11 protein-coding genes are annotated in these 11710 nt (G+C 66.0%); 4 read left to right on the top strand and 7 right to left on the bottom strand.

All coding sequences use genetic code 11. The features are described from left to right. Positions 1-19: 19 nt before the first annotated feature. The 6 genes from CE_RS03540 to CE_RS03565 form a co-directional block, all read right to left on the bottom strand. The gene (locus tag CE_RS03540) at positions 20-2209 is read right to left on the bottom strand and encodes an NADP-dependent isocitrate dehydrogenase (protein ID WP_006769639.1); all 2190 of its coding nucleotides are present in this window, start codon (positions 2207-2209) and stop codon (positions 20-22) included. Positions 2210-2293: 84 nt separating this feature from the next. Then, positions 2294-3208: a siderophore-interacting protein gene (locus CE_RS03545; protein WP_006769638.1), complete on the bottom strand. Its 915-nt coding sequence runs from the start codon at positions 3206-3208 to the stop codon at positions 2294-2296. Next, positions 3205-4023 (bottom strand): ABC transporter ATP-binding protein, encoded by an 819-nt coding sequence (locus tag CE_RS03550; protein ID WP_006769637.1) that lies wholly within the window; start codon positions 4021-4023, stop codon positions 3205-3207. The genes CE_RS03545 and CE_RS03550 overlap by 4 nt, the downstream gene beginning before the upstream one ends. Positions 4024-4027: 4 nt before the next feature. Then, complete coding sequence (locus CE_RS03555; protein ID WP_006769636.1) at positions 4028-5050, bottom strand: FecCD family ABC transporter permease; 1023 nt, start codon at positions 5048-5050, stop codon at positions 4028-4030. Continuing rightward, on the bottom strand, positions 5047-6045 hold the full coding sequence (locus CE_RS03560; protein ID WP_006769635.1) for a FecCD family ABC transporter permease: 999 nt from the start codon (positions 6043-6045) through the stop codon (positions 5047-5049). The genes CE_RS03555 and CE_RS03560 overlap by 4 nt, the downstream gene beginning before the upstream one ends. Before the next feature lie 6 nt (positions 6046-6051). Then, complete coding sequence (locus tag CE_RS03565; protein ID WP_006769634.1) at positions 6052-7098, bottom strand: iron-siderophore ABC transporter substrate-binding protein; 1047 nt, start codon at positions 7096-7098, stop codon at positions 6052-6054. 180 nt (positions 7099-7278) lie between these two features. Between CE_RS03565 and CE_RS03570 the strand changes: the two genes are divergently transcribed. From CE_RS03570 to CE_RS03585, 4 genes are all read left to right on the top strand, one after another. Further along, positions 7279-8547, top strand: coding sequence for an MFS transporter (locus CE_RS03570; RefSeq protein WP_011075100.1), 1269 nt, complete (start codon positions 7279-7281; stop codon positions 8545-8547). A gap of 56 nt (positions 8548-8603) precedes the next feature. After that, positions 8604-9521: an exodeoxyribonuclease III gene (locus CE_RS03575; protein WP_035109705.1), complete on the top strand. Its 918-nt coding sequence runs from the start codon at positions 8604-8606 to the stop codon at positions 9519-9521. A 1-nt stretch (position 9522) separates the two neighbouring features. After that, positions 9523-10188 (top strand): trimeric intracellular cation channel family protein, encoded by a 666-nt coding sequence (locus CE_RS03580; protein ID WP_006769631.1) that lies wholly within the window; start codon positions 9523-9525, stop codon positions 10186-10188. A 148-nt stretch (positions 10189-10336) separates the two neighbouring features. Continuing rightward, the gene (locus tag CE_RS03585) at positions 10337-10528 is read left to right on the top strand and encodes a hypothetical protein (protein ID WP_006769630.1); all 192 of its coding nucleotides are present in this window, start codon (positions 10337-10339) and stop codon (positions 10526-10528) included. Between the two features lie 172 nt (positions 10529-10700). On the opposite strand, the gene CE_RS03590 is transcribed toward CE_RS03585, so the two are convergent. Beyond that, the gene (locus CE_RS03590) at positions 10701-11708 is read right to left on the bottom strand and encodes an ABC transporter substrate-binding protein (RefSeq protein WP_006769629.1); all 1008 of its coding nucleotides are present in this window, start codon (positions 11706-11708) and stop codon (positions 10701-10703) included. Positions 11709-11710 lie beyond the last annotated feature (2 nt).

Genomic DNA, 11710 nt, shown 5'->3' on the forward strand with positions numbered 1-11710 from the left:
GTCGGCTCCGGAGAAGGGGTTACTTCTTCAGGGAGTCGATGATCTCGTTGAATGCGGCCACCGGGCGCATGATCGCGGAGGTCTTCTCATCGGAGGGTGCGTAGTAGCCACCCAGGTCGACAGGCTTGCCCTGCTCACCGATGAGTGCTGCGTCGATGTCGGCAGCCTGGTTGTTCAGGGCCTCGGCGACAGGGGCGAAGGTCTCAGCCAGCTCGGCGTCCTCGGTCTGGTTGGCCAGTTCATCGGCCCAGTAGGTGGCCAGCCAGAAGTGGGAACCACGGTTGTCGATCTCGCCGACCTTGCGGGACGGGGACTTCTCCTCGTTGAGGAGCTTCTCGGTCGCACGGTCCAGGGCATCGGCGAGGACACCGGCCTTGGTGTTGTTGCGGGTGTTGAGCTCGTGGCGGAAGGACTCGGCCAGGGCCAGGAACTCACCGAGGGAATCCCAGCGCAGGTGGTTTTCCTCGATGACCTGCTGGACGTGCTTCGGGGCGGAGCCACCGGCACCGGTCTCGAAGAGTCCACCGCCGGCCATCAGTGGCACGACGGAGAGCATCTTGGCGGAGGTGCCCAGCTCGAGGATCGGGAAGAGGTCGGTGTTGTAGTCACGCAGGACGTTACCGGTGACGGAGATGGTGTCCTCGCCGCGGCGGATGCGGTCGATGGCGTGCTGGGTGGCCTCGACGGGGGAGAGGATCTGGATGTCCAGGCCCTCGGTGTCGTGGTCTGCCAGGTACTTCTCCACCAGTGTGGTCAGGTTGCGGTCGTGTGCGCGGGCGGGATCCAGCCAGAACACAGCGGGCATGCCGGAGAGACGTGCGCGGTTGACAGCCAGCTTGACCCAGTCCTGGATCGGGGCGTCCTTGGTCTGGCAGGCGCGCCAGATGTCGCCCTTCTCCACGTCGTGCTCGATGAGGACATCACCGTTGGAGGCGACGACCTGTACCTTGCCGTCGGCCTCGATACGGAAGGTCTTGTCGTGGGAGCCGTACTCCTCGGCCTTCTGTGCCATCAGACCGACGTTGGGGACGGTGCCCATGGTGGTCGGATCGAAGGCGCCATTCTTGCGGCAGTCCTCGATGACGGTCTGGTAGACACCGGCGTAGGAGGAGTCCGGGATGACAGCCAGGGCATCCTGGGTCTGGTCGTCCTTGTTCCACATCTTGCCGGAGGTGCGGATCATGGCGGGCATGGAGGCGTCGATGATGACATCGGAGGGCACATGCAGGTTGGTGATGCCCTTGGCGGAGTTCACCATGGCCAGGTCGGGGCCCTCTTCCAGGCCCTTGTCGAAGGCTGCCTTGATCTCGGCACCGTTGTCCAGCTTGTCCAGGCCGGCGTAGATGGCGGCGAGACCGTTCTCACCGTTGAGGCCGGCGGCGAGCAGCTGCTCACCGTACTGTGCGTAGACATCGGCGAAGTAGGCGCGGACGATGTGGCCGAAGATGATCGGGTCGGAGACCTTCATCATGGTGGCCTTCATGTGGGCGGAGAAGAGGATGCCCTCCTCCTTGGCGCGTTTGACCTGGTCGAGCAGGAAGGCGTCCAGTGCCTTGGCGGAGATGAAGGTGCCGTCGATGACCTCACCCTTGAGCAGGGGGAGGCTGTCCTTGAGCACGGTCTCGGTGCCGTCGGCGGCGACATGCTTGATCACCACGGTGTCGGCCTCGTCCATGATCACGGACTTCTCATTGCTGCGGAAGTCGTCGGCACCCATGGTGGCAACGTTGGTCTTGGAGTCGGCGGACCACTCGCCCATGCGGTGGGGGAACTTCTTCACGAAGTTCTTCACGGCCACCGGTGCGCGGCGGTCGGAGTTGCCCTCGCGCAGGACCGGGTTGACGTTGGAGCCGATGACAGCGGCGTAGCGGTCCTTGGCATCCTCGTACTCGGGCAGGTCGTAGCCCTGTTCCTGCAGTTCCTTTACGGCAGCCTTGAGCTGCGGTACGGATGCGGAGATGTTGGGAAGCTTGATGATGTTGGCTTCGGGGGTCTTAGCCAGTTCGCCGAGCTCGGCGAGGGCGTCGGAGACCTTCTGCTCCTCGGGGAGCTGGTCCGCGAACTGTGCGAGGATGCGACCGGCGAGAGAGATATCGCGGGTCTCCACCTCGATGCCCGCGGTGGCGGCGAAAGCCTCGACGACCGGCTTCAGCGAGTAGGTCGCGAGCAGCGGTGCTTCGTCGGTGCGGGTCCAGATGATCTTAGCCATGAGTCTCCTTGTTATGTGGGCTCTTTTGTTCAACTATCAAGAATACAGGGTGAGGCACGCCTGCGGACCCTCAGGGAAGCGATATCAACCCCTCATGGCCACTCCCTGCCTCCAATAACCCATGAATGCCACCTGCGATCTGTCCAGGCCGTGATCCTTCACCAGGGCACGCCGCAGGCGTGTGACCATGCTGCTCTCCCCGGCGATCCAGTGGTAGGTGTGCCTGTTGGGACGGGGTTGTGGCACCTGTTCACCCAGGGAGGAGAACCCGGGTGTCTCCCACACCAGATCGGCGGCTGGTTCGGCGGTGGGGGGTTCGTCGTCGACAAGCACCACCCCGAGGTGCCCGAGGACGGCGGGGGTGAGCAGCGTGCCGTGGGCGGCACCGGCGCGGGGCAGCCAACGCACCTCCATGCCGGGCGGTGCGTCGATAGGTAAGAGGTCATCCGGGGTGGGGATCTCGATGAAGGCGACCCCCGTGATGTCGGGCCCGAGGTCCTCGAGGATCCGCGCGATGGCGGGTGCCGCGGTCTCATCCCCGGCGAGCACGACATCCGTGGCCGCCCCGGGGGCGAATTCGATGCCGGAGGGATCCGCGCCCCGTTGCGGTGCGACGAGGATGATCTCCTGCCCCGGTGCCGCCTGCTCCGCCCAAGCCGCCGCCGGCCCGGGATCCGGGTGCAAGACGAAATCGACGGTGAGGCGCGCGGGTTCGGTACCCAGGTCCAGCGCGCGGATGGAGTAGGTGCGCATAACACCACGGGTGTCCTCCGGCAGCGCGCACCAGCTGGCGTACCAGTCCCTGGTCAGGTCCGGCAACGGGTGGCCAGGGACGGGGAAGATCAGCTTGATGCGCTGGTCATAGATCGGGGTGCCGGGCGTGCCCACCCCGGGCGCGGTGAAGGTGATGCGGGTGAAGTGTGCCGAGAGCTTGTCGACGCCCACCACCGCGGCACGCACCGGTGCGTGGGTGGGACGGGTCCGGGTGGTGGTGTTCATGATGTGACCGTTCCAGTGGTGGTGTGGTGCCTGCCGAGGGGGAGCACCAGGGGTGCGCCGGAGACCGGATCCGGGATCACCTGCGCCCGGATGCCGAAGACCTCCCGCATGGTCTCGGGGGTGACCACCTCCGCAGGGGTACCGGTGGCGTAGATGGCGCCTGCGTGCATGGCGATGAGGTGATCGGAGTAGCGGGCGGCCAGGCCGAGGTCATGCAGCACCATGACGATGGTGGTGCCCAGCCGGGTGTTGAGGTCGGTGAGCAGATCCAGCACCTCGAGCTGGTTGGCGATATCCAGGTAGGTGGTCGGTTCATCCAACAGCAGGATGTCCGGTTCCTGAGCCAGGACCATGGCGATCCACACGCGTTGACGTTGACCCCCGGAGAGCTCATCAACACAGCGGTCTGCGAGATCCGCCGTGCTGGTGATATCCAGGGCGTGGGCCACCGCCTCATGATCCCGGTTGCTCCAGCGACCCATCATCCCCTGGTGGGGATGCCGACCCCGGCCGACCAGCTCCGTGACGGTGATGCCCTCCGGGGCGGTGGGGGACTGGGGCAGCAGACCGAGCACCCGGGCGAGTGCCTTACCCCGGTAGCTGGACAGCGCCGCCCCGTCGAGCTGGACTGTGCCGGCGACCGGTTGCAGGAGTCGGCACAGGGCATGCAGCGTGGTGGACTTCCCGCAGCCGTTGGGGCCGACGATGGAGGTGATCCGGCCCGGCGGGAGATCAAGGGTGAGGTCACGGGCGATGATGCGCTCGCCATAACCCAGGGTGATCCCGCTCGCGCTGAGGGTGTGGTGGATGGTCATGGGATTATCCCGCCTCCCGGTTGGAACGGATGAGCATATATATAAGGAATGGGGCGCCGAGTGCGCCGGTGATCACACCCACCGGATAGCGGGTGCCCAGCAGGTACTGACCGGCCAGATCCGCGGTGAGCACCACCAGTGCCCCGACCAGCGCCGCGGGCAGGACCGGTGGGGCGCCCGGACCCAGCAACCGGAGGGCCAGCGGTCCGGAGACAAACGCCACGAACGCGATCGGACCGCAGGCCGCGGTGGCCACGGCGATGAGTGCGACCGCCGCGATGATGACGATGACCCGGGTGGCGGTGACATTGACCCCCAGGCCGGTGGCGGTGGCATCCCCCAGACGCAGGAGTATGATGTTGCGCTGTGCGGCGAGCAGGACCGGCAGCAGCACCGCGACGGTGACCCCCAGGGGCAGGGTCCGTTCCCAGGTCGCCCCGTTGAGCGAACCGGTCAGCCACCGGGTGGCGGTGGGCAGATCCCACGTGTCGGCCCTGGACAGGGAATACGTCACCAGGGAGTTGAGCATGGCGGCCATCCCGATGCCGATGAGGATCAACCGCGCCCCGGAGAACCCGCCGCGGTGGGACAGCACATAGATCAGCACCGCGACCCCCAGCGCCGCGATCAGTGACACCACCGAGACCATGGTCTGTCCCAACCCGAGGAAGACAATGCAGATCACCCCGGCCGCCGAGGCACCGGAGGAGATACCGATGATGTCCGGGGAGGCCAGCTGGTTGCGCAGCAGGGTCTGGAAGACCACACCCGCCGCCCCGAAGGCCAACCCGGCGGCCAATCCCAGCACGGCCCGCGGCAGACGCAGGGTGCCCACCGCGTAGCTGGCACCGGCCACCTGCTCACCTGACAGGACCTGCCACACCTGGGTGGGGGAGTAGATGACCTCACCCCAGATCAGGCTGGCGCAGAACACGGCCATCACCAGCAGTGCCAGGGCGGTGGTGGTGGCCGCGCGCCGGGTCCGTGCTTGTCGACGCAACCCAGTGATCCGCATCGTGGTGGTCACAGCTGCCTCACCTTCTGCCGACGGATGATCCAGATGAACAACGGTGCCCCCAGCAGCGGCATGATGATGCCCACGGCGACCTCCTCGGGGCGGGTGAGCACGCGTCCGACGGTGTCGGCCAGCAGCAGGAGAACCGCACCGGCCACGGCGGTGACGGGGATGAGCCACCGGTGGTCGGTGCCGATGGCCAGGCGGCACAGATGCGGGATGATCAGGCCGACAAACGCGATCGGGCCGGCCAGTGCGGTGGCCACACCACACAGGAGCACCGCCCCGGCGGAGGCCACCAGCCGGGTGCGCCAGACGCTCTCGCCCAGGCCGGCGGCGATATCATCCCCCAGGGCCAGGGCATTGAGTCCGCGGGCGCACGCGAAGCAGATGAGGAAACCGACAGCCAGCGCCGGGGCGGCGAGGGTGATGCGTTCCCAGTCCGCGCCGCCGATCCCACCGATCTGCCAGAACCGGAAACTGTCCATCACCTCCAGGCGGGGCAGCAGCACCGCGCTGACCAGGGAGGACAGTGCGGCGGCGGTGGCGGCACCGGCGAGGGCGAGTTTGAGGGGTGTGGCACCACCGATGGAACCCACGGTGTAGACGAAGACCGCCGCCAGCGCCGCACCGGTGACCGCCACCATCATGGTGGGTACCGCCGCGGACAGGCCGAAGAAGGCGATGCCGGTGACCACGGCCAGTGATGCACCGGAGAGCACACCGAAGATCCCGGGATCGGCCAACGGGTTGCGGGTGACGGCCTGCAGGGTGGTGCCCGACACCGCCAGCGCCGCACCGGTCAGGATACCGAGCACGGTCCGTGGAATCCGTTTGGCGGCTGCGGCCTCCCCGGCGGTGGCGGTGTGTCCGGCCAGGGAGTGCAGGGCGTCACCGGCGCCGATGGACCGCACGCCGAACATCAGTGAGCAGATGCACGCGGCAACCAGGAGCGCGCCCAGGATGATCAGGGGGAGCGGGCGTCGGGAGAGGATGACGGTGGTCATGGTGGGTTAGCCGAGTCCCCCGGCGAGGGTGGCGAAGTACTCGTCGATACCCCAGGGGATCGACAGGGGCGACGGGGTCGCGGCGGCCGCGATGGGGTTCTCACCCAGGAACACCACCCGGCCCTGCGCAATGGCGGGGATGCGGGACAGCAGGGGATCAGCCTGCAGTTTCGCCAGGAGCGCGGCGTTGACGGCGGCATCCCCGGAACCGTAGGTGATGAGCAGGTCCACATCATCGAAGGCCTCGGGGTTCTCGGCGGAGATCTGCTCATAGAAACTGTCGGACCCGGCGTACTCCTCCAGGATGGAAGCCTGCCGCATGCCCGCGTCCAGCAGGAAACCCATCCGCGGATCCAGCGCGGTATACACACCGATCTGCGACAGGTCCGACTCGTCGAAGAAGGCGAACACCGGGGTGGTCTCCCGCAGCTGTGGGTGCGCGTCCATCGCGGCGGCCACCTCGCCGTCAAGCTTTGCGACGAGCTGTTCCCCCTCGTTCTCCAACCCGAGGGCGGTGGCGTTCATGAGGATCTGATCCTCCAGCGTGGTGCCCCAGGGCTGCTCCGGGTAGGCCACCACCGGTGCGATCTGGGAGAGCTGGTCATAGTCCTCCTGGGTCAGACCGGAATAGGCCGCCAGGATGACATCGGGTTGCGTGTTGGCGATCGATTCGAAGGGGAGGCTGTCGGTGGCGTCGAAAAGCACCGGTTCGGGTGCGCCCAGGACCGCGAGCTGCTCCGCAACCCACGGCAGGACGCCGTCGCCGTCATCGTCACCCCAGGTGGCCTTCTCGAAGCCGACGGGGGTGACACCCAGGGCCAGCGGCACCTCATGGTTGCTCCAGGCCACGGTGGCCACGCGTTCGGGGCGCGCCGGGATGGTGGTCTCGCCGAAGGCGTGCTCGATGGTGACAGGGAAGGTCCCGTCGCTGGACTCGGCCGACTGCGGGGTGTTGTCCGGGGCGCTGGTCTGGGGGCCGGAATCTGCGCAGGCCGCCAGTGTCAGGGTGAGGGTTACGGCCAGAAGGCCGGTGATGCCGCGTGATCGTCGCATGGTCCAAGGGTCACTTTCATTGCTTAGTGGAGCCTTACTTAGGTTAGGGTGTCCAACATTAACACGATAGGTGTGCGAACTTTAAATGATGCAGGTCACATTTGATTTCGGCCGGTGGGATGCCCACAGCCACCAGCGGTGATGGAGAGAATCCCCACCGCGTCCGTTAGTGTGTCCTCCATGCACGACTCAGGAAACTCCCCCGTCACGGTGGTCGCCCACACAGAACCCGCCGGTGGTGGTACCGGTCCGCGCCTCCAGCGTCGCCGGGTGCCCCGCCAGACGGAGATCTCCTCCACGCGCCGCTACATCGTCATGACCGCCCTCGCCCTGGGCGGTTTCGGCATCGGTGTCACCGAGTTCGTCTCCATGGGGTTGCTGTCGATGATCGCCCAGGATTTCCCCATCACGGAGGACCAGGCCGGTCTGATCATCACCCTCTACGCTCTCGGTGTGGTGATCGGTGCACCCCTGATCACCGCCTTCACCGGGCGCATTCCCCGGCGTCGCCTGCTGCTCATCCTCATGGCGGCGTTCGTCGTGGGCAATGCACTGTCGATATTCGACTCCTCCTACACGATGCTGCTCGTGGCGCGTTTCCTCGCCGGTCTGCCGCACGGTGCGTACTTCTCCGTGGCGGGACTCTCGGCCGCCTCCATGGCACCGGAGGGTCAGCGCGGCCGGGCCGTGGCATTCGTGGGCATGGGCCTGTCGGTGGCCACCGTCATCGGTGTGCCCGCCGCACAGCTGCTGGGCACCAGCCTCGGATGGCATGCGGCCTACGGGCTGGTCACCGCCATCGGCGTGGTGACCCTGGTGTCGCTGTGGTTCCTCATGCCGCACATGTCCCGGATGGCCGCCACCAGCCCCCTGACCGAACTCGGCGCGTTGAAGAAGGGCCAGGTGTGGCTGACGCTGGCCATCGGCTCCGTCGGTTTCGGCGGCATGTTCGCCGTGTACACCTACATCTCCTGGACCATGACTGAACAGGCCGGGATGCCGGACTCCCTGATCTGGGTGGTGCTCATGGCCTACGGCGTGGGCATGGTCATCGGCAACTATGTCGGTGGCCGACTGGCGGACTGGAATGTCGACCGCGGCATCCTGCTCGCGCTCATCTGCATCGTGGTGGTGCTCATCGGTTTCTACTTCACCTCCCACCACCCGGTGGCCGGCACCATCAACTTCGGTCTGGTCGGTTTCTTCGGTTCCACCCTGGTGCCGTCCCTGCAGGTCCGCCTCATGGATGTCGCCGGCCGGGCACAGACCCTGGCGGCCTCCCTCAACCACTCCGCCCTCAATATCGGCAACGCGGTGGGCGCCTCCATGGGTGGTGCCGTGATCGCCGCCGGATACTCCTACAGCGCACCCGCCCTGGCCGGCGCGCTCCTGGCCACGGCCGCCATCGGCATCTGGTTCCCCATGGTGTGGCTGCGCCGGCGGACATAACCGCCCGCGGGGTGCGGATGGGGGAGGGTCCCCGCTGGCGGGTTAGGGTTGAGAACATGAGTTTTCAGATCACCACCGTCAACGTCAACGGCATCAGGGCGGCCGTGAAGGAACGCAGCGAGACCAACCTCGGGTTCATCCCGTGGCTGGAGGAATCCGGCAGTGATGTGGTCCTCCTCCAGGAGGTCCGCGCCAGCGAGAAGGACACCGAGAAGGCCCTCCAGCCGGCGCTGGAGGCCGGGTGGCATTATGTCGGCGCCCCGGCCGCCGCGAAGGGCAGGGCCGGGGTGGGTATCCTCTCCCGCCACGCGCTCAGCGACGTCTCCATCGGTTTCGGTTCCTTCCTCGACTCCGGCCGCTACATCCAGGCCAGCATCGCCGACACCACGCTCGGGGTGCCCGTGACCGTCGCCTCGCTGTACCTGCCGTCCGGTTCCGCCGGGACGGACAAACAGGATGAGAAATACCACTTCCTCGACGAGTTCTCCGAGGTGCTCGCCGAGCGTGCCGCCACCCATCCGCACATGGTCATCGGTGGCGACTGGAATATCTGCCACCGTCGTGAGGACCTGAAGAACTGGAAGACCAACCAGAAGAAATCCGGTTTCCTGCCCGATGAACGTGCCTGGATGGATTCCGTCTTCGGGTGCTTCCCGGATGAGCAGTCCCAGGTGGTCGGCGGGGGAGACTTCTTCGGGGCGGTGGACTATGTGGGGACGGCGGGGCGTCGTGAAGCAAACCCCGACCCGGCGTGGTTCGACGTCGCACGCCGCCTGCAGCCGGAGGGCGACGGCCCGTACACCTGGTGGACCTACCGCGGTAAGGCCTTCGACACGAACGCCGGGTGGCGCATCGACTACCAGGCCGCCACGAAGTCCATGTGTGAGCGCGCCGAGCGCAGCTGGGTGGACAAGGCGGCCGCCTATGATCTGCGATGGTCGGATCATTCACCCCTCAATGTGATTTACTCATAATATGCTGCTGACAATTCTCTGGGTGATCGGCATCACCGCGGAAGGGATGACCGGTGCCCTGGCTGCGGGGCGTCAGAAGATGGATCTCTTCGGTGTCTCGGTCATCGCCTGCGTGACCGCCATCGGTGGTGGTTCGATCCGCGACATGCTGCTGGGACACTACCCCCTGGTGTGGGTGGAGAAACCGCACTTCCTGTTGCTGATCATCGGGGCCGCCATCCTGACGGTGTCCATCTCCTACCTGATGCAGCACTTCCGGGTGCTGTTCCTGGTGCTCGATGCCGTGGGATTGTCAGCGTTCGCCGTGATCGGCACGCAGATCGCCCTGGAGATGGGGTACGGCTTCATCATCGCGGTGGTCGCCTCCGTGCTCACCGGTGTCTTCGGCGGCGTGCTGCGTGACCTGTTGTGCGACCGTATCCCACTGGTGTTCCAGAAGGAGCTCTACGCCTCCATCGCCCTGCTGGCCACCTGCGTGTACTTCCTCATGATGTACCTCGGTGTGGGGGAGAACACCACGGTGATCGTATCCGTGCTGGTGGCCTTCACCGCCCGACTGCTCGCCCTGTGGCGGGGCTGGTCCCTGCCGGTGTTTGAGTACCAGGAGCGTGAGGTCCAGCGTGATCCCACCAACCGGATCTGGCGTTTCTGGAACTGGAAGAAGTAGGCCACCGGCCCCGGGGGTCGATTATGAAAGAAAACCCCTGATTTTCTCTGTTATTGATAGGACAGGGTAGGGTGTTAGCCGGAACTTTTTTGAGTTATATCAACTGTGGGGCACTCGGCCCGGTTGGAATACAACGTAAGGATTGCACATGGGCAAGGCATTCATTCTTCTCATCCTGGGCGCCGTCATTCTGGCCGCAGGTATCTGGTACGCGGCAGCGGTTGGATACGCCGTGATGGCGATCGTCGCAGCGCTGATCATCGCTCTCGGTGGCGGCATCATCGTGTGGGGTATCAGCGTGGCCCTGGACATCCATTCCCCGACCTCCCGCAAGCTCTAAATGCGGCCGGCTCCCCGCTCCGGTGCGGGTGAGAGGTTGAAACAGTGGTGCCGCACTCTTCCCAACTATGGGAAAGGGTGCGGCACCACTGTTTTTCCTCCCTTGTCCGTGCCCTCAGGCGGGCTGGTCAACCGGCCGGTCAACCGGCCGGTCAACCGGCCGGTCGGACGCTCTAGGCGCGGATCATCTCCGAGACCTCCAGCAGGCCCTGGGTGATGTCGGTGCCGGCGGTGAAACCGGTGGTGCGGGTGTCGGCGTAGAAGACCTTGTCCTCTGCAATCGCCGGCACCTCCGCCAGTGCCGGATTGTTCAGCAGGTCGGCGAAGTCTTCCCGGCCACGGCCCAGGTAGTCCTGGATGATGATGATGTCCGGGTTCATGGCCACCACCTGCTCGGGGTCGGCGGTGACGGTGCCGGTCGCACCGAGGGAATCCACCACGGGGATGCCACCGGCCTCCCGGATCAGACCACTTATCATGGACGATTCCGGCATGATCATCTGGCGTGGGCCACGCTGCATCAGGGCGAGCACCCGCGGTGCCTCCTCCGGCTGCTCGACCTCGGCGCGGGTCTCCTCGATCTCGGCGATGGCCCGGGCGGCCTCCTCCTCCGCACCGACGAGTTCACCCACGTAGGTCATGTGGGTGATGATCGAGTCGATACCGTTCCACCCATCGATGTCGAAGTTGACCACCGGCACCCCGAAACCCTCGAGGATGTCGATGGTGTCCTGCTCGGTGTCGAACCGGGCACTGATGATCACCAGATCGGGATCAGCGGCCATGACCTGCTCAGGGTCCACGGAACCACCCGGTTTGACCTTCGTCGGGACCTGTTCGGCCAGTGCGTAGAGGTCCTCGTCCTCGGGGTTCATCTCCGAGGTGAGCACCACCCGTTCCGGACCGGCCAGGGGCAGCACGAGGGAGGCCGCCTCGGGGGTGACCACCGCGATGCGGGTGGGTTCGGATTCCAGGGTGATCTCCTGGTCGTCGATGGTGACGGTGCGGGGGTAGGCCGCCTCAGCGTCATCCACGTCGGCCGATGCCGTGGCAGTGCCTGTCCCGCCACCGGAGGGGTTCTCCTCCGCTGGGGAGCATGCGGTCAGCACCAGTGGTGCGCACAGCACCGCCGCGAGCAGGGAGGTGGTGAACTTCACGGGTGTACCGATGGTCTTCTTCACTG

This window comes from Corynebacterium efficiens YS-314 (assembly GCF_000011305.1).
GTDB classification, from domain to species: domain Bacteria; phylum Actinomycetota; class Actinomycetes; order Mycobacteriales; family Mycobacteriaceae; genus Corynebacterium; species Corynebacterium efficiens.

Excerpts from the sequence above, each read along its gene's own strand:
- CE_RS03540 (WP_006769639.1), bottom strand. The coding sequence starts at position 2,209 with ATGGCTAAGATCATCTGGACCCGCACCGACGAAGCACCGCTGCTCGCG.
- CE_RS03545 (WP_006769638.1), bottom strand. The coding sequence starts at position 3,208 with ATGAACACCACCACCCGGACCCGTCCCACCCACGCACCGGTGCGTGCC.
- CE_RS03550 (WP_006769637.1), bottom strand. The coding sequence starts at position 4,023 with ATGACCATCCACCACACCCTCAGCGCGAGCGGGATCACCCTGGGTTAT.
- CE_RS03560 (WP_006769635.1), bottom strand. The coding sequence starts at position 6,045 with ATGACCACCGTCATCCTCTCCCGACGCCCGCTCCCCCTGATCATCCTG.
- CE_RS03565 (WP_006769634.1), bottom strand. The coding sequence starts at position 7,098 with ATGCGACGATCACGCGGCATCACCGGCCTTCTGGCCGTAACCCTCACC.
- CE_RS03570 (WP_011075100.1), top strand. The coding sequence starts at position 7,279 with ATGCACGACTCAGGAAACTCCCCCGTCACGGTGGTCGCCCACACAGAA.
- CE_RS03575 (WP_035109705.1), top strand. The coding sequence starts at position 8,604 with ATGAGTTTTCAGATCACCACCGTCAACGTCAACGGCATCAGGGCGGCC.
- CE_RS03580 (WP_006769631.1), top strand. The coding sequence starts at position 9,523 with ATGCTGCTGACAATTCTCTGGGTGATCGGCATCACCGCGGAAGGGATG.
- CE_RS03585 (WP_006769630.1), top strand. The coding sequence starts at position 10,337 with ATGGGCAAGGCATTCATTCTTCTCATCCTGGGCGCCGTCATTCTGGCC.